This window comes from Aquimarina sp. AWH4_224, assembly GCF_056160245.1.
In genome coordinates this window covers 161254-179535 of sequence record NZ_JBSWWU010000004.1, presented here as the reverse complement: position 1 = coordinate 179535, position 18282 = coordinate 161254, and the positions used below count along the sequence as shown (strand labels likewise).

The 18282-nt window shown below is 36.1% G+C and carries 20 protein-coding genes and 1 riboswitch; of the genes, 5 read left to right on the top strand and 15 right to left on the bottom strand.

All coding sequences use genetic code 11. From position 1 onward, the window contains the following. Positions 1-12 precede the first annotated feature (12 nt). A complete protein-coding gene (locus ACXAGJ_RS09690; protein ID WP_474839296.1) occupies positions 13-375 on the top strand; it encodes a hypothetical protein in 363 nt (120 codons plus the stop codon). A gap of 2 nt (positions 376-377) precedes the next feature. Here ACXAGJ_RS09690 and ACXAGJ_RS09685 read toward each other — a convergent pair whose 3' ends face one another. From ACXAGJ_RS09685 to greA, 3 genes are all read right to left on the bottom strand, one after another. Continuing rightward, positions 378-794, bottom strand: a complete 417-nt coding sequence (locus ACXAGJ_RS09685; RefSeq protein WP_244548169.1) for an acyl-CoA thioesterase — start codon at positions 792-794, stop codon at positions 378-380. 4 nt (positions 795-798) lie between these two features. Beyond that, positions 799-1188 (bottom strand): HIT family protein, encoded by a 390-nt coding sequence (locus ACXAGJ_RS09680; RefSeq protein WP_474839294.1) that lies wholly within the window; start codon positions 1186-1188, stop codon positions 799-801. Between the two features lie 125 nt (positions 1189-1313). Next, positions 1314-1790: a transcription elongation factor GreA gene (gene greA, locus ACXAGJ_RS09675; RefSeq protein WP_473283510.1), complete on the bottom strand. Its 477-nt coding sequence runs from the start codon at positions 1788-1790 to the stop codon at positions 1314-1316. 120 nt (positions 1791-1910) lie between these two features. Here greA and ACXAGJ_RS09670 point away from each other — a divergent pair, with 120 nt between their 5' ends. Next, positions 1911-2345, top strand: a complete 435-nt coding sequence (locus tag ACXAGJ_RS09670; protein ID WP_473283512.1) for a hypothetical protein — start codon at positions 1911-1913, stop codon at positions 2343-2345. 4 nt (positions 2346-2349) lie between these two features. Here ACXAGJ_RS09670 and thiH read toward each other — a convergent pair whose 3' ends face one another. From thiH to thiS, 7 genes are all read right to left on the bottom strand, one after another. Then, positions 2350-3462 carry a 2-iminoacetate synthase ThiH gene (gene thiH, locus ACXAGJ_RS09665; RefSeq protein WP_474839291.1) on the bottom strand — a complete coding sequence of 371 codons (1113 nt, stop codon included), beginning with the start codon at positions 3460-3462 and terminating at the stop codon, positions 2350-2352. Next, positions 3455-4225 carry a thiazole synthase gene (locus ACXAGJ_RS09660; RefSeq protein WP_474839289.1) on the bottom strand — a complete coding sequence of 257 codons (771 nt, stop codon included), beginning with the start codon at positions 4223-4225 and terminating at the stop codon, positions 3455-3457. The genes thiH and ACXAGJ_RS09660 overlap by 8 nt, the downstream gene beginning before the upstream one ends. After that, positions 4213-4863 carry a thiamine phosphate synthase gene (locus ACXAGJ_RS09655; protein WP_474839287.1) on the bottom strand — a complete coding sequence of 217 codons (651 nt, stop codon included), beginning with the start codon at positions 4861-4863 and terminating at the stop codon, positions 4213-4215. Before ACXAGJ_RS09655 ends, ACXAGJ_RS09660 begins: the two co-directional genes overlap by 13 nt. Positions 4864-4879: 16 nt before the next feature. Beyond that, complete coding sequence (locus tag ACXAGJ_RS09650) at positions 4880-5650, bottom strand: hydroxymethylpyrimidine/phosphomethylpyrimidine kinase (RefSeq protein ID WP_474839285.1); 771 nt, start codon at positions 5648-5650, stop codon at positions 4880-4882. Positions 5651-5653: 3 nt separating this feature from the next. Continuing rightward, positions 5654-6256 (bottom strand): thiamine phosphate synthase, encoded by a 603-nt coding sequence (locus tag ACXAGJ_RS09645; protein ID WP_474839283.1) that lies wholly within the window; start codon positions 6254-6256, stop codon positions 5654-5656. A gap of 74 nt (positions 6257-6330) precedes the next feature. Beyond that, positions 6331-8190 carry a phosphomethylpyrimidine synthase ThiC gene (thiC, locus tag ACXAGJ_RS09640; RefSeq protein ID WP_474839281.1) on the bottom strand — a complete coding sequence of 620 codons (1860 nt, stop codon included), beginning with the start codon at positions 8188-8190 and terminating at the stop codon, positions 6331-6333. Between the two features lie 52 nt (positions 8191-8242). Next, positions 8243-8443 carry a sulfur carrier protein ThiS gene (gene thiS, locus ACXAGJ_RS09635; RefSeq protein WP_474839279.1) on the bottom strand — a complete coding sequence of 67 codons (201 nt, stop codon included), beginning with the start codon at positions 8441-8443 and terminating at the stop codon, positions 8243-8245. Positions 8444-8519: 76 nt separating this feature from the next. After that, positions 8520-8620: riboswitch (TPP riboswitch) on the bottom strand. A gap of 217 nt (positions 8621-8837) precedes the next feature. Between thiS and ACXAGJ_RS09630 the strand changes: the two genes are divergently transcribed. Continuing rightward, positions 8838-11264 (top strand): hybrid sensor histidine kinase/response regulator, encoded by a 2427-nt coding sequence (locus ACXAGJ_RS09630; RefSeq protein WP_474839277.1) that lies wholly within the window; start codon positions 8838-8840, stop codon positions 11262-11264. Here the strand turns inward: ACXAGJ_RS09630 and ACXAGJ_RS09625 are convergent. The 5 genes from ACXAGJ_RS09625 to ACXAGJ_RS09605 form a co-directional block, all read right to left on the bottom strand. Next, entirely contained in the window at positions 11261-12613 is a 1353-nt protein-coding gene (locus ACXAGJ_RS09625) for a sigma-54-dependent transcriptional regulator (protein ID WP_474839275.1), read from the bottom strand. The genes ACXAGJ_RS09630 and ACXAGJ_RS09625 overlap by 4 nt on opposite strands. Before the next feature lie 169 nt (positions 12614-12782). Further along, positions 12783-13100: a hypothetical protein gene (locus tag ACXAGJ_RS09620; RefSeq protein WP_474839273.1), complete on the bottom strand. Its 318-nt coding sequence runs from the start codon at positions 13098-13100 to the stop codon at positions 12783-12785. A gap of 207 nt (positions 13101-13307) precedes the next feature. Beyond that, a complete protein-coding gene (arfB, locus tag ACXAGJ_RS09615) occupies positions 13308-13709 on the bottom strand; it encodes an alternative ribosome rescue aminoacyl-tRNA hydrolase ArfB (protein WP_474839271.1) in 402 nt (133 codons plus the stop codon). After that, positions 13706-15271 (bottom strand): DUF4301 family protein, encoded by a 1566-nt coding sequence (locus ACXAGJ_RS09610; RefSeq protein WP_474839269.1) that lies wholly within the window; start codon positions 15269-15271, stop codon positions 13706-13708. The genes arfB and ACXAGJ_RS09610 overlap by 4 nt, the downstream gene beginning before the upstream one ends. Positions 15272-15447: 176 nt before the next feature. Then, entirely contained in the window at positions 15448-16080 is a 633-nt protein-coding gene (locus tag ACXAGJ_RS09605) for a 4'-phosphopantetheinyl transferase family protein (protein ID WP_474839267.1), read from the bottom strand. 134 nt (positions 16081-16214) lie between these two features. Here ACXAGJ_RS09605 and ahcY point away from each other — a divergent pair, with 134 nt between their 5' ends. Both ahcY and ACXAGJ_RS09595 read left to right on the top strand, forming a co-directional pair. Further along, positions 16215-17531, top strand: coding sequence for an adenosylhomocysteinase (ahcY, locus tag ACXAGJ_RS09600; RefSeq protein ID WP_474839265.1), 1317 nt, complete (start codon positions 16215-16217; stop codon positions 17529-17531). Positions 17532-17633: 102 nt separating this feature from the next. Further along, positions 17634-18236, top strand: coding sequence for a hypothetical protein (locus ACXAGJ_RS09595; RefSeq protein ID WP_474839263.1), 603 nt, complete (start codon positions 17634-17636; stop codon positions 18234-18236). Positions 18237-18282 lie beyond the last annotated feature (46 nt).

The window sequence follows — 18282 nt, the reverse complement described above, 5'->3', positions numbered from 1 at the left end:
AACCCAAACAAGGTGAAAACAGAATATATTATTCTAAAAGAAGCGCGACTTACCAACAATTGCCCTGAATGTTATGCCACCGACGGGATGGTCCTTTCTTTTAAACAAGAGAAAAAAATATCCAGCCTTTTTATAAAAACCAAAAAGGATACCATAGAGGATATTCATTGTAACAAGTGTGGAAGTCATATTTTTCCTGGTCAATGGACCAAGGACATAGAGCGTGTTTATGAGTATCATAAAAAAACCATCAACACACAACCTGCTTCTATTCAATTTACTGGTCTTTTTTACTTACTCTCTTTTTTGGTACTTGTAATCGCTTTGGGTGGATATTTATATTTATATCACCCAGATCTTTTGGGTCTGGCTTAGTCCTATTCATATTTTGACATTACCAATCGCAACTCATCTGTGATTGCAAATGTTTTGTCAATATTAAAATCAAAACATACGGCTACATCATGCCCCTCGGCACAAAGCGTACCATCATCGTTATACAACTTGTGATGTAGTCCAAAACTGGAATTCTTAATAAACTCAACTTTCGTTTTGATGATGACATTTCCAGGAAAAAACAAAGGATGTTTGAAATCACATTTGGTAGAGACCAACATAGGCCCTTTTTTGGTTTCGGCATACATTTGAGCTAACCCACTTACTTCCCAAAACTGCACTCTAGCACTTTGCATGTATTTCATAAAATTTACATTATTTACATGCTGATACGTATCCATCTCACTCCAATCAATTCGCAGAGTAAGGGATAATTTAAATTCTGAATCTTGCATCATTGCGCTATAAATTCGATTGGATCTCTGCAGCCAAGGTTTCAAACTCTTGGGTAGTCATAGAAACTTTATGTTGAAATGTCATTTCTTTCATTTCATTAATAGGAATAAGATGCACATGTACATGCGGCACTTCTAATCCTACAACAGCGATTCCAACTCTCTTGCAAGGAACTGTTTTTTCCAGAGCTTTGGCAACTTTGCGCGAAAAACGCATCAACTCCAGGTATTCATCTTCCCCAAGATCGAATATTTTGTCTTCTTCTTTTTTCGGGATACACAAGGTATGCCCCTTTGCATTTGGACTTATGTCCAAAAAAGCGTAGAAATTCTCGTCCTCGGCAACCTTGTACGACGGAATTTCACCATTAATAATTTTAGTGAATAGGGTAGGCATTAATTAAATTTTAGTCGGTTTATGATATTCGAAATATAGGTTATTTATTTGTAAGTCGAAACCATAAAAAAGCCTTTTTTAAAAAGATAAAAAAGGCTTTCTGGGTTAGTTGTTAAATTTAATTCTCATTCTCTGGTAATCTCAACGACATCAAACTTCATTGTCCCATTAGGAACCTGAATCTCGGCAACTTCTCCTACACTCTTTCCTAAAAGGCCTTTACCAATAGGAGAATCTACAGAAATTTTGCCTGTTTTAAGATCCGCCTCACTTTGAGCTACAAGTTTGTATGTCATCTCAGCTCCGTTAGTCTGGTTTTTAATTTTTACCGTAGAATGAATCAACACTTTAGAAGTGTCTAATTGCGACTCATCTATAAGACGGGCTCCAGCCAGGGTTTCCTCTAATTTAGCGATTCTCATCTCTAGCAGACCTTGCGCTTCTTTGGCAGCATCATACTCGGCATTTTCACTAAGGTCACCTTTATCACGTGCTTCAGCAATAGCTTGCGAAGCCTTTGGGCGTTCTATATCTTTAAGATTATTTAATTCGTCTCGTAATTTTTTTAGCCCTTCTGCAGTGTAATAAGATACTTTGCTCATAACTTCATCGTTTATATAAATACAAAAAATCCCATAGCTATGGGATTCGTTATCCAAAGATAACAAAAATTTTACGGAAGACCACAAATTTACGTAATTTGGCAACAGAATAATAGTGTTATGAAAAAGATAGTGTTTTTGTTAGGTATACTTTTAATTGCCTCATGCAGCAGTGATGATGACAATAGAAACAATCCTAATTTACCAAATGTTGGTTTTACAGCTCAAATCAATCTCAATTTACCTCAATTCGTGAATCTAAGATTTCCTGGCGGAATTGTAGTTGATCGAACTGAAGGAAGAGGTATTCGAGGATTAATTTTATACAATCAAAATGATCAGCAGTTTTTTGCTTACGAACTAAGTGATCCCAATATCCCTCTTATGGATTGTTCTGCTTTGGATGTTCAAGCCACTAGAGCGGTTTCTAATTGTGGTAATGATAATGTATATGAAATTACTTCTTTTGGGCAACAAGTACAGGGCGAAGGTGGCCAACCTCTTCTTCCGTATAGAGTAGAAAAAAATGGCAACACGCTTACCGTTTCTAATTAGGAGATTACCAACTTTGATCCCAGTCTTTCCAAACGGCTTCTAATCCACGATTTTGAAGCATTGTCACCACATCTTCTGTAGCGCGTTCGTCTGATATTTCGAATTGCTCTAAGGATTGCGGTGCTACCACATATCCTCCCGGATTGGTTTTGGATTCTGCACTTATTGAGGTAATTCCCAAATTAACGATATGTTCCCTAAAAATTTCACTTTCACGGGTAGACATCGATAATTCTACATCCTCATCAAGCATGCGGTACGCACAAATAAGCTGTACCAAATCTGCATCCGTCATCTCCACTTTAGGCTCTAATCCTCCACTATGTGGACGTAACCTTGGAAACGAAATGGAATATTTTGTTTTCCAATACGTTTTTTGAAGGTATTTAAGATGTAAAGCTGTAAAAAAACTATCAGCTCTCCAGTCTTCTAATCCAAAAAGGGCTCCCAATCCAATTTTATGTATGCCTGCACGACCTAATCGATCCGGTGTTTCTAAACGGTATTCAAAATTTGATTTCCGTCCTTTGGGGTGATGTTTTTTGTATTCTTCTTTATGATAGGTTTCCTGATACACCAATACCGCATATAAACCGCTCTCCATCAAAGTTTCATAATCATTTTGATCCATTGGCTGCACTTCGATACTAATATTTGAAAATTTCGAACGAATCAATTGGATGGAATGATTAATGTAATCCACACCCACCGTCTTGTTAGCTTCACCTGTTACCAATAGAATATGGTCGTATCCTTTACTTTTTAAATAATCCGCTTCCCTAAGAATCTCGTCGTCGGTTAATGTTCTTCTTGGGATTTTGTTGGTCATACTAAACCCGCAGTAAGTACAGATATTTTGACACTCATTACTCAAATACATGGGTGCATACATCTGCATTGTATTTCCGAAGCGCTTTTTGGTAATTTGACTACTCATCTGAGCCATTTGCTCCAAATACGGTTTTGCAGCCGGAGAAATTAATGCTTTAAAATCTTCGGTGGTTCTTTTGGTAGTGTGCATTGCCTGTAGTACATCCGCCTCGGTTTTGGTCAGAATATCATTCAGAACCGTATCCCAGTCATACTGATCAAATATGTCTTTGAAGTTATTATTCATTTAGAAAACTTGTTAACGGGCTACTTGCCTCTGCATGTTTTTTTATGGGGGCTAACTTTGCATTATATGCTATTCTTCCAGCTTCTACTGCCATCCTAAAGGCATTTGCCATGGCAACCGGATCTTGTGAAACTGCTATTGCTGTATTTACCAAAACGGCATCTGCTCCAAGTTCTATCGCTTGAGCTGCATGAGAAGGACTACCGATACCCGCATCTACAATTACAGGAACATTACTTTGATCGATAATAATCTCCAAAAAATCTAAGGTTTTGAGACCTTTATTACTCCCAATTGGGGCTCCCAGAGGCATTACACACTGTGTTCCCACTTCTTCTAGTCTTTTACACAAAACGGGGTCTGCATGGATATACGGCATCACCACAAATCCTAGTTTCACCAATTCTTCTGCTGCAGTTAATGTTTCTATAGGATCCGGCAACAAATATTTAGGATCTGGGTGAATTTCGAGTTTTATCCAGTTGGTTTCCAAAGCTTCTCTTGCCAACTGAGCCGCAAAAATGGCCTCTTTTGCATTACGAACACCAGAGGTATTTGGTAATAAATTAATGCGCTCGTGACTTAAATGATTTAAAATATCATCATTTTCATTTTGCACATCGACACGTTTTAAGGCTACGGTAACCAACTCACTTTCTGAAGCTAATAATGCATCCCTCATCAACACCGAAGAACTAAATTTTCCGGTTCCTGTAAATAAGCGCGAAGAAAACTCTTTGTCTGCTATTCTTAATGTATCCATTGCTTTAATCTAAACGTGTTTTTAATATTTTCAATTTTTTCTTTGATATCATCGCCTTCCTGATTGGTCAACATTCCTGAAACCGCTATACCTGTAATTCCTGTCTCTAAAAGGTTAGAGATGTCTTTTCCCAAAATTCCTCCAATAGCGACTACCGGAGTTTCAATATGTCGTTGTTGAAGCTCTGACAGTATCTTGGTATATCCTTCTGTTCCTAAAACTGGACTTAATTTCTCTTTGGTTATCGTAAAACGAAATGGCCCCAAACCAATATAATCCACTCCATTTTTTGAGTGTTGTATGCAATCTTCCAGGGTGTTTGCAGTACCTCCGATGATATAATTATCACCAAGGATGGCTCTTGCTTCTATTGGATTCATATCTTCCAATCCCAAATGCACGCCATCGGCCTTCGCTGCCTGGGCAATACTCACCTGATCATTTACAATCATAATAGCCTCGTATTGATCACAGATTTCTCGACATTTGATAGCAGTAGCCAAAGAGGTGCCCATATCGGCATTTTTCAACCGTAGTTGTATCCATCTACCTCCGGCCTGGCATACCTTAGTAATATTTTCAAGGTGCTTTTCTGGCGTATCTCCTTGAGAAATATATTGTAAACTTATTTCCTTCATAGGTGCATTCTAATTTCTATATACTATGATATCCTAAAAGACTTTGATTAGAGCTTAGCACTCGTTCTATATATCGTTTGGCTCTGAAACAGGCTTTCTGCAATGAAAATCCCTGTGCCAAATAGGCTACTACTGCAGAAGAAAAAACACAACCACTTCCATGTTTTTCTGAAACACTATCTATTTTCGGTTTAAACACGAAGTGTTTTCCTTCTACGGTAAATAACTCATCGACTCCCAGTGCATCTTTTCTGTGACCTCCTTTTAATAAGACATTGGTTTTACCGCTTATATGCTGTATAGTCTCTTCAATAGTTTTATTAGGAAATAACTCTTCAATCTCCTTATAATTAGGCGTTAACAGGTATACTTTACTCAAAATAGTATTAAAAAGCTGTTCCGCACTCTCCAAAATTGACGCATCTGTATCATGAAAATCAAAACCTGAGCTGGATTTTAATACAGGATCTAACACAATCTTTATATCCGGGTTTTTGTCTTGTAATACCTCTATAATTTCTAATAGTCTACTCCAATCAGGAACAATCCCTATTTTGGCATATTTGATGGTGAAACGATCAAACAAAATGTCTATTTGATGTTTAATCACCTCTAGATCTACCCAATGCGACGAAACAAAGTCCACATCATTTTGAATAGTATTGGCCGTACAGACCGACAAACCATACACTTTTAATGCTTCAAAAGTTTTGATATCGGCGGTTAGACCTGCTCCATTTGATGGATCAAACCCTGCCACAGTCAATACATTTGGTCGTGTCTTCATCGATTACGATGCTATTACTTCTTTACACTTGTTATGAATAGCACCAAAGCTAGACAAAGGGTCATCTGTATTCCATACGCCACCTAACACTCCAACGCCTTTAAAACCTAAATCAAATGTTGCCTGAAGTGTATCTTTGTTAATTCCACCCATACCCACAACAAACTCGTCGAGATGATTTACATCAAAACCTTTCCCTTCATAACCTGCCTTGGATATCGATCTAAAAACCGGACTTAAAAGCACATACTCAAAATTTCCTGAGCTATCAACAATATCCTCGATGCTATGAAAAGAACTCGAAACTTTTAATCCCTTATTTTCATAAACCTTCAAAGTAGCTTGTAGTGCATCTTCCAGGTTTAGTCTTGCTTGCTCCTGCAGATGAATACCTCTAAGAGCATATTCTTGGGTTAATTCATGGTGTTCGTGCAGCATAATTCGGTTATAGAATTTTGGATCTATCTGATCCAAAAGTGCCCGATAACCATCAATACTGAAGCTAGGTTTTCTGAGATGTAATCGCTCTAAACCTGCATCAAACAACGCGTTGATTTTGGCCGCTTCATCTTCGATAGCTCTCTCGGAAGTAAGTACAATTAGCATATTCTTTTTTTATCGGAATTGGCAAAAGATTCGATATCTATTACGAATCTTTTACTCATCCCATTTATACAAGATTATAGATATACTTCGCTACCTTTTTCTTTAAACTCTTCAGCCTTTTCTTTCATTCCTTCTTCGATGGCTTTTTGATCATCAATCTCTTTCTTAGCTGCATAATCACGTACCTCTTGAGAGATTTTCATCGAACAGAATTTAGGTCCACACATACTGCAGAAATGCGCAATTTTTGCTCCTTCGGCCGGTAGTGTTTCATCATGATATTCTCTAGCTAATTCTGGATCCAGAGATAAATTAAACTGATCTTCCCAACGGAACTCGAACCTTGCTTTACTCAACGCATCATCTCTATGCTGTGCTCCCGGATGTCCTTTGGCCAAATCTGCCGCGTGAGCTGCAAGCTTATACGTAATCACCCCAGTACGAACATCGTCCTTATTTGGTAATCCTAAATGTTCTTTTGGAGTTACATAACATAACATTGCCGTACCGTACCATCCAATCATTGCTGCTCCAATTCCCGAAGTAATATGATCGTATCCTGGTGCAATATCAGTAGTTAAAGGTCCTAATGTATAGAAAGGAGCCTCTCCACAGGCTTCAAGTTGTTTGTCCATATTAGCTTTGATCATGTGCATAGGCACGTGACCTGGTCCTTCGATAAAGGTTTGTACATCGTGTTTCCAGGCAATCTTGGTCAATTCACCCAAGGTTTCTAACTCAGCAAATTGCGCCTCGTCATTAGCATCGGCGATACAACCTGGTCGTAATCCATCTCCTAGAGAAAAGGCTACATCGTAGGCTTTCATGATTTCGCAAATCTCCTCAAAATGGGTATACAAAAAGCTCTCTTTGTGGTGAGCCAAACACCATTTTGCCATTATAGAACCTCCACGAGATACGATCCCAGTAATTCTCTTGGCAGTCATAGGAACATATGCCAAACGAACCCCAGCATGAATCGTAAAGTAATCCACCCCTTGCTCTGCTTGTTCTATAAGCGTGTCTTTAAAAATTTCCCAGGTAAGATCTTCGGCTTTACCATCTACTTTTTCTAAGGCTTGATAAATAGGTACAGTACCTACTGGAACCGGAGAGTTACGGATGATCCATTCTCTGGTTTCATGAATATTTTTACCAGTAGATAGGTCCATAATATTATCTGCTCCCCAACGACAAGCCCAAACCGCTTTCTCTACTTCTTCTTCGATACTAGAAGTCGTAGCAGAATTACCAATATTAGCATTGATTTTTACCAGGAAGTTTCTTCCCAAAATCATAGGTTCACTTTCTGGGTGGTTAATATTTGAAGGAATAACCGCTCTACCTCTCGCCACCTCATCTCTTACAAACTCAGGAGTAATTACATCAGGAATACTAGCTCCAAAATCTTGCCCTGGATGTTGTTTTGACAATCGTTTCGCTTCCTGTAATTTTTGATTTTCTCTTATCGCAACGTATTCCATCTCTGGGGTAATAATCCCCTGTTTGGCATAATACATTTGAGATACATTTTTTCCTTTTTTGGCTCTCTTAGGCTTACGGATATGATTAAATCTTAAGTGATCCAAACTCTCATCATTTAACCGCTCATTACAATATACAGAGGTAAAACTTTCTAATTCTTCTACATCACCTCTATCCATCACCCACTGTTCTCTTATAGGTTCTATACCGTTATGAACATCTATCGTTTTGGAAGGATCAGTATATGGTCCACTAGTGTCATAAACCGTTACGGGTTGATTTGGTGTCTTTTTTCCAGTAAAACTATCTGTAGTGTCTGAAAGTGAAATTTCCCGCATAGCCACATTGATTTGCGGATGAATTTTTCCTGGCACATAAATTTTTTGTGAGTTAGGAAATGGTTTGGTTGTAATAATGTTCTCCTTGGGAGCAGTATCTTTTTTCTTCATCGGTATAAATTTTGAGTTTTGTGGTTTAGCAATAATTCATATAATAGAAATCTTATCCACCTTGAGTAGCCTGGATAATGGTAACTTCGTCTTTTTCTTTTAGTGTTAATTGTCTCCAGTTTTCTTTTGAAATCACCTCATTATTAACGGCAACAGCAATTCCGTTTGTAGAAATCTGTAACTGCGCCAGTAGCTTTTCAATAGAACTATCTTCTGAAATAGATTGAGACTGATTGTTTACGTTTATGGTCATATCATTTTTTGGATTAATCCATAAACTTTAGAAAGTATCTATACAACCAGGTTGATAAGAAAAATCACAACATACTGAAGTGATCATAACTTTTCCCTTCGTCGGTACTAACCGCATCAGGTTCAAAGGGTATTTCTCAGACCAAAACCAAAGTTAAGGACACCCCTAAAGCTTATTTATGATAAAAATACTTAATCTTCTAGTAACAAAGCCGCTAAAATTAATTTTTTAACGTTCTATTACTGAATTTATTCGAGTTTTAGATCAAAGATCGCTGTACTCTTTAAATTTGAATACAAAAATACAAGGTTATATTGATTTATTGTAACTTTAATACACTTAAAACAATGGTTTTGCATTTTTTAAGTTAGTACTATTAGGTGAACAAGACAACATGAAGAACACTAAAAGATCGGTTACTTATAAAATTATAGCGGGTTACCTACTTGCCGGGTTACTTGCCGTTACTGCTTTTTGGGTTATTTATCAGCAGCTAAATAATTATACCCAGACGGCAGAGATGGAAAACTATAATAATGAAAAATTATTCTTAGTAGGTGAAGCAATCACTGGTCTGTATGAGGCAGAAAGCTTAACAAGAAATATTGTTCAAACCTATGACACTAATAAGTTTAAAACTTATAAGATCAAAATTGATACTATTCTAAATACTATTGATAAGGTATCACAAATCTCAGACGACACATTACAGACCCAAAAAATTGATAGCATAGAATCCTTAATTGATCGCAAGAATAAAAACCTCGAAGAGCTTATTAAAATCTATAAGCAACGCAAACAGAAAGGGTTATATGAAACCGCTATCGATGAGTTGAAAAAAGTAAATAAAAGTTTTGGCGGATACGAAGACTATGACAAACGATTCAAAAACTATGATGAACGCACCAAAAGAGCACTGATCGACATCTTAGAATATACCAAAAAAGATAATGCAAAACGACTAACTAATCAAACCGTTGACTCTTTGGCAACCTCTGTAAAACAAGTACTTGCAGAATTAGAGAGGAGAGATCAAAAATACAAGCGAGAAATCTCTGTCAAAGAAAATAATCTACTCAAGAACGATCAGGTCATTACCAAACAACTTAGAGACTTGTTGGCAGCAATAGAACGCAATGAAAGAAATCAATATCGCGCAAGATTAGAGGCTTCTAATCGAATTTTAAACAACACCTCGAATATCATTATGATTATTGCGGTAATCAGCGTATTGATCGCCATCATCTTTCTGTTTTTGATTACCAAAGATGTTTCTAAAAGTCAAAAATACCGGAACGAATTAGAATCCGAAAAAGCCTATACCGAATCTCTTCTAAAAACAAGAGAATCCTTGATTAATACGGTTACCCATGATCTTCGTTCTCCACTTAATACCGTAATAGGGTACTCTGATCTTTTGGAGAGAACTGGTTTAAGCAATAAACAAAAGCACTATTTGGGACACCTCAAAAAGTCTTCTGATTATATTCTTCATTTAGTGAATGACCTTTTGGACTTATCCAAACTGGAAGCGGGCAAAATGATTATCGAAGAGCTGCCTTTTTCTCCCGAAAAATTAATAGAAAACACCATTTCCAGTGTTATTCCTGTTAACGATAAAAAGAATCTGGATATTAAGATCATTACCGATGACTTATTAAAAAAGCAATACATCAGCGATCCTTTTCGGATTAAGCAAGTTCTTACTAATCTACTTCATAATGCCTATAAATTTACTGATGAAGGTTCAATTGTCGTAGAAAGCACGGTTATTGAAAATGGCCTTTCAGAAAAACAGTTGGTAATTGCGGTAAAAGATACAGGAATAGGAATTACTGCAGAGCAACAGCAAGTTATTTTTGAAGAATTCTCTCAGGGAGATGAGGATACCGAAAAGAAATTTGGTGGTTTCGGATTAGGACTGTCGATTACTAAGAAAATTATACAATTACTGAATGGTAAAATCACTTTAAAAAGTGAACCAGAAGAGGGGAGTGTCTTTACCATCTATATCCCAATAAAACAATCTAACTCTTTGGTTCCTGAAGAAGAAACCGAAGTACTGGAGATACAAAACTTCTCAAATAAAAAGGTGTTAATTGTTGATGACGACCCTAGTCAACTATCTTTAACTAGTGAGGTAGCGACGCTAGCCGGTCTGACATATGACGTTTGCGAGAATGGACTTGAAGCTGTTGCCTTGCTAGAGAAAAACGACTATGATTTGGTTTTGACCGATATACAAATGCCTAAAATGGATGGCTTTGTACTCATTAAAACCATAAAAGAAGAGTTGAAAAAAGAGAACTTACCCGTGATTGCCTTATCTGGAAGAACAGATACTTCTGTCTCTGAATATCAGGATGCAGGTTTCTCGGGAAATTTAAGAAAACCATATGCTCCCAAAGAATTGATCGACCTTATTGCCAGGATATTAAATGTTGATCTTATCGAATATGAAAACGAGATGCCTAATCTTTCGGATTCAGAAGAATATTCTCTTAATGACTTAATGCTTTTTGCCCACGGTGACTCTGACTCTTTGTACGCTATTTTGGATACTTTTTATGAGAGTACGGTCGATAACATCAAAGATCTAAAGACTATGGTATCCAAAAAAAACATCAGCCAAATCAAGAAGATTGCTCATAAAATGCTTCCGATGTTTAAGCAAATAAAAGCTAAAGAAGTAGTTCCTGTTTTAACTCGACTAGAGCACCCTGAACAGTATGACATGAAAGATTCGGAAGTTCTTGAGCTTTCCCAAAAAGCAATAAGCAGTATAGAAAGCCTAATTGACAAACTTAAAGTAGAAAACTAAAGACTGATATCGTATTGCTTCAGTTTGTTATACAAGGTCTTCCTATCGATAGATAACATTCGGGCTGCTTTTGCCTTGTTCCCATTTGCCTTTTCTAAAGCATCCAGTATTAACTCTTGCTCATTTTGATTCTTAAATAATCCATAGGTTTGCTTAGAATTATGAGTAGCATATGCAATATCATGAGGCAAAATACTTAAGGTGATCATTTCGTCCTGAGAAAGAAGTACAGAACGTTTAACTATATTCTTAAGCTCTCTAAGGTTTCCTGGCCAAGTATAATTTTTGAAAGCTTCTAGCACCTCGTCTGCAAATCCAACAACATGTTTATCCAATTCTGCATTCGACTCTTCCAAAAAGTGATTCGCAAAGAGCATCAAATCTTCAATTCTATCCTTTAACGGAGGGACTTTTATTGAAAATTCATTCAATCTATGATATAGATCTTCTCTAAACTCGCCTTCTTTTACCGCAAGACTTAAGTCTTCGTTGGTTGCTGCGATTACTCTTATATCTACTTCAATTTCCTTATTGCTTCCAACAGGTTTTATTCTCCTTTCCTGAAGTGCTCTAAGCAACTGTACCTGTAATTCGTAACTTAAATTTCCGATTTCGTCCAAAAATAATGTTCCTCCATTTGCGGCTTCAAAATGCCCTACTTTATCATTTACAGCACCGGTAAAAGAACCTTTAATATGACCAAAAAATTCGCTTGAGGCAATTTCTTTTGGTATAGCCCCACAATCTACAGCAACAAAGGGTTTTTCTGATCTTTTACTAGCCTTATGAATACTACTGGCCACATATTCTTTTCCTGTTCCACTGTCTCCAACTACAAGAACCGACATGCGAGTAGGTGCTACCAAGGCTACATATTCATTCAATTTTTTTGAAGCATCGCTTACTCCACGAACAAAACTATCGCCTGAAGATGCAGGTACTTCTTTGGTGCGCACTTCTTTTTTTTGAGGTTTACTCTCTACGACACCTCTGGTATTCAAAGCTTTTTCAATGGTTTGTAAAATTGTATCCGGATTAAATGGTTTTGACACATAGTCAAAAGCTCCTTGTTTGATTGCATTAACCGCCATATTAATTTCGGCATATCCAGTCATTATAATCACTTGTGTGCTTTGGTTACTCGTCAAAATTTCTTCAAGCAACGTAATACCATCCCGATCCGGAAGTCTCACATCTGCTAAAACAACATCAAAAGTATCCTCCTTAATTTTAGCCACAGCCTCATTACCAGAAAATGCAGTAACGACCTGGTATTCCTTTTTTTCTAAGAAGGTCTTAAGCATTGTACAAAAAGCAACATCATCCTCTACAATAAGTATTTTTGACATATTCGGTAATTTATTAAGCAAATCTGTGTTATAAAAGTACAATTTAATACAGTTCGTTCGAATAAAAACATAAAAAAAGAGACCCTTGGGAATGAGTCTCTTTTTTAGCACTAAACAACTTTATATCGTCCTTTGGTTGCAAAACGATATCCTTTTTCTACCCCTAGATTTAAGATTTATTGTCGTTTGGCGTTATCCATTCGCCCGTAGCGCTTGCAAATACAACTTTGTTGTTGTTATCGTTATCATGCAAAAGCATCTTATACGTGTTGTCTTTTGACATATATGCTCTTACAATTCTAAATTCTTTATAATCCCTCACCGCTGCTTGATGCACCAGTAATGACATTTCTGATGTTGTAATTTCAGTATACTCTTGATGCTCTTGTTCATACTCTCTAAACTCAAATCCATCATTTACAGCTAATTCATCCTGAGCTAAAACACCCTGTGCTGAAAAAATACTTACTACAATTGCTACTATCATTGGTAACTTTTTCATGGGTTTTATAAAAGTCGTTTCTACACTATTTATATAGTAATAATTGTTCCAATTCTTTAAAACAATTAGAAAAACAAATAAACACATGATTGCCAGTGTTTTACACATTTTAAGAAATAAAAAAAGTGTCAAAAAAACTGTAGAATACACACAAAAGTGTAGAAATATTACACACTTTTTTATAATGTATTTCTAGAACAAGGGTTTTTTACGGTTGGTTTTCTTTAAAGATTGTTTGTGCTTGGCATCCAATCTCTTTTTTACAGAACTTTTGGAAGGTTTAGTTAGTTTTCTTTTTTGAGGTGCTTTTGAATGTGTCTTTAAAAGCTCCACCAATCTTTTAATCGCTAATTCTTTATTTCTGTGTTGACTCCTGCTATCGCTGCAAAACAAAATCAGATGTCCCGTCTTAGTCAATCTGGAAGACAACTTATGCTGCAACATAACTTTTTCAGCATCTGTAAGTCCAGAAGAAGCTTTAATATCAAAGCTCAACGCAATTTTAGAAGACACCTTATTTACATGTTGTCCACCTGCACCCGAACTCCGTACAGCCTTAAAATTTAATTCACTTATGATTACCGCAATGTTCAAGAGAAAAGCGTTACTTGATGGGCTGATTTTAGCAAATCATTCACTGTTTTTACTGGATTAAACGTAGTTAGAGGAACTTCTACAAAGACACTGATCCAATTGGACATTGCTCCATTCCATAAACCAGGCAATTCTAATGCCTTAAGCACTTTACCATTCATCGTCTTTTTGGTAATAAACCCCGCTTCAGGATCCACAAAATCTAATAAATTGAACTTCTTTCCTTTATAATCTCTGACTCCACATACAAGGTCCACAGGATTAAAATGTGTAGCACTATTCAAAATCTCAGACTGTCGATGATCATCTTTATCGATTTGGGCAGTTTCTATAATCTGCAATACTAAACGACCATTTTCTTTTTTGACCCAAAACGGCCCACCTCCAGGCTCCCCTTCGTTGATTACCATACCACAAACACGTATGGGTCGGTTTAGGGATTCTCTCAGAAACTGTAGTTTGTATTTTTCGGAGAACTTATCAAAATCTAATGGTAGTCTTACGTTTAATTGTTGAACCAAGAATTTTTTAATGTCCGTAAGTTCTGCTTCCGTTGGAGTCTTTTCGTCTAGCGCTTGCAAAATTCTAAAAACTTCGTCCTGGATCTCCAACAATTTACCAGCTAACACTTTTTTAAAACCAGTTACCTCATCCTGATACTTGCGAACAACTACATTATCAATGTTTTTTATGTAAATAATATCGGCATCCAGATCATCCAGATTTTCAATTAATGCACCATGTCCTCCAGGTCTAAAAAACAAACAACCATTATCAGCTCTGAAAGGTTCATTGTTTTCGTCTACCGCAATTGTATCTGTATCGGGTTTCTGAAAAGAATATGAAATTTGAAAATTAGTATTGGTTTTTTCTTCAACTTTCTTCTTAATCCTTTCAAATTCTCCCTTAAATGCTTTTAAATGTTCCTTAGAAATGGTGAAGTGTAATTTTGAATCTCCATTTTGGTTGGTATTATATCCTGCTGCTTCATATAAATGCTCTTCAAAAGCGGTAGCAATACCCTCATTATATTTATGAAAAGGAAGCAATCCTTTTGGATAGACTCCAAAATTCAATCCTTTTTCTTTTAGCATCATTTCAACAAAAATATGAAGCTGCCTACCTTCTGATAGCGATTCAAATTTTGGATAAACATCTTTTACCTTTTCCATTACTGTATGGTAAAAAGGGAACTTCTCTAGTCCTATCAAAAAAAGTCGAATAGCATTCGCTTTTTCGTGATTGGTATACGAGTTTAAACTTTCTTTTTTGAAATCGTAATTGTCAAGAAATCGAAATAACTCTTTAAACATACGGGACGCTGCTCCAGATGCAGGAACAAACTTTATAGTATCGAGATGTGCAGATCTTGAATTATATAATTTGGTAAGTTCAGATTGATAATGATCTGAAAACTTAAGTATTCCATTTTCAAGTGTGGCTGCGTGCCTTAATGGAACGAAAGGTATCTCATTTTTAAAAGTTTCTATTTGGGATAAAACTTTATCTACTGTTAAGCCTTTCGATTTTATGAGTTTAATATCTTTATCTGTAATGTTCACTTTTGTATATTATTAATTTGTCAATAATTTGAAAAAGCATTAAAATCGAGGTTTACATCGTATCAAGATAAGTTAAAAGATATAAAACCTAACTATTTCTTGATGAAATTTCATTTTAAATTCTTTTTCTTTTTAGTGTCTTGACGCAATACTTTGTTACCTATCAATTTTCTCATTCAAAAAGGAGTTACATAAACGCATGTAAAACCCTCAAATTCGTCATAAACGAGGTCAAATTCGGTAGTTTGATTCTCATAATTAACCTTTCCACCAACAAATGGAGAGCTAAAATCGAAAGAAGCAACTTGTACATGTTGTTCAAAGCTTAAACCTGGTGTTGCATACAACTTATAAAGAGATTCTTTGACTCCCCAGATAATTGTTAGTGCTCTGGTAACGTCTAGTTGTTTATTCTGAATAAAAGACAGTTCGGTTTCAGAAACAAATTTGTGTGATATTCTATTGATTTTTTCACGTTGCTTTTCAATATCAATCCCTACAGGTTTATCACTAATAATAATTCCTGAAAAATTATAGGAGTGTGTGATCGAAATATAATTTTCATCTCTCAAATGAGGCTTCCCCAAATCATCATAAAACAAATCAAAATCACTGTAATTTGCTTCTGCTAAAAGATGGCGTATACTCATAAAACCTCTGCGATGCATTTCTGATTTCATCCCGTTCACTCTTGCACTGCAATGTGGAGTTAATGCTATTCCTTCTGCTAGTGTTTCATAAGATTCTTCAATCTTCCAAATCAACACTTTAGTACTTTGATCTACTGTTATAGTTTTGTAAAGAGGCATTTAAAGTATTAAAGTTATTACGTACCTTTGCAAACTGAAAATCGAAAGAATATTTCTCAGATTTTCTGACAACGAATTTAGAACAATTTAGTGCTAAATACCAAAAAGCACTGGATATACATAAAATAAATATTATGAGTACTAAAACAGCACCTTATGTTCCTTACAAAGTAAAAGATATTTCTCTTGCAGGATGGGGAAGAAAAGAAATTGAATTGGCAGAAGCAGAAATGCCAGGATTAATGTCTCTACGTGAAGAATATAAAGACGAACAACCCCTTAAAGGAGCTAGAATTGCAGGATGTTTACACATGACGATACAAACTGCTGTATTAATAGAAACACTAGTAGCTTTAGGAGCAGAGGTTACCTGGAGTTCTTGTAATATCTTTTCTACACAGGATCAGGCAGCAGCTGCTATTGCGGATGCAGGAATTCCAGTTTACGCTTGGAAAGGAATGAACGAAGAAGAGTTTGATTGGTGTATCGAGCAAACGCTTTTCTTTGGAGAAGATCGTAAACCGCTTAACATGATTCTAGATGATGGAGGTGATCTTACCAATATGGTATTAGACAAATACCCAGAATTGGTAGATGATATCAAAGGATTGTCTGAAGAAACCACCACTGGTGTTCATCGTTTATACGAAAGAATGAAAAACGGAACATTGCCGATGCCTGCTATAAACGTTAATGACTCTGTGACTAAATCCAAATTTGATAACAAATACGGATGTCGCGAAAGTGCAGTTGATGCTATCCGTCGTGCTACTGATACCATGCTTGCCGGTAAGCGTGTTGTAGTTTGTGGATACGGGGATGTAGGTAAAGGTACTGCAGCATCATTTAGAGGAGCAGGTTCTATCGTTACCGTAACAGAAATCGATCCTATCTGCGCTTTGCAAGCTGCGATGGATGGATATGAAGTAAAGAAACTAGATACCGTTATTGGTAATGCCGATGTGGTAATTACTACAACCGGAAATAAAGATATCGTTCAAGGACAACACTTCAAAGCGTTAAAAGACAAAGCAATTGTTTGTAACATTGGTCACTTTGATAATGAAATCGATATGGCATGGTTAAATGACAATTATGGAAACACCAAAGACGAGATCAAACCTCAGGTAGATAAATATACCATCGACGGAAAAGATGTGATCATCCTTGCAGAAGGTCGTTTGGTGAATCTTGGTTGTGCTACAGGACACCCTAGTTTTGTAATGAGTAATTCTTTTACCAACCAGACTTTGGCACAAATAGAGCTTTGGAATAACTCTGAGAACTACAAGAATGAAGTGTATATGTTACCTAAACACCTTGACGAAAAGGTGGCGAAATTGCATTTAGCACGTTTAGGAGTCGAATTGGAAACATTGAGACCAGAGCAAGCTGAGTATATTGGGGTAACGGTTGAAGGGCCATTTAAACCAGAATACTACAGATACTAAAATAAGTATTGTTTATTACAATAATTCAAAATAACCCTCTGTAGAGGGTTATTTTTTTATAACCAAGTTTTAACTACATTTAGAAAGCATAATTAAAACGCTATGAGGCTTTTTTTTAGTTTTTGGTTAGTAAGTATTACTGTTTTTTCACAAAACAACGAGGAAGTATTTCAAACGATTAAAACACAATTTGAGACCATTACAAACCTAAAGGAAGAAGGATTGTTACAAGAAAAGACCAATTCTTATTCTTGTCCTGATCAAAGTTTACAAGGGATTTTATCATATTTCTATCAAGGTTCAAAGCTTCAACTAATCACGCATACACTTGATCAAGGACATCATTCTGTAACTTATCATTATTACATCAATAACAACTTGCTTTTTTTCTGTTTTATCGAAGAAGGTTTTGATAACGATCAATCGATCTATGACAGTACGAATCAAAATTTGATAGCAACCAATGAAAACTGGAACGTTATTCAAAAAAGAATTTATTTTTTTAAGGAAACCCCTATTAAATGCCTACTAAAAGAATACGGAAGTAAAGATATAACAGATCAGATGCAATCCAACGATTTGCCTATTGCAAACTATTTTAAAAACAAGCAAGTCGACTGTACTGAAGAGGAAATACAAAAAATCAAACAAACATATCTTGAACTTACCAACCCCATTAAAAACCTATGTTTGCTCGAGTATTGAATAAAAAATCCCTTTTTTAATTAAAAAAGGGATTCTCTTTTGTATG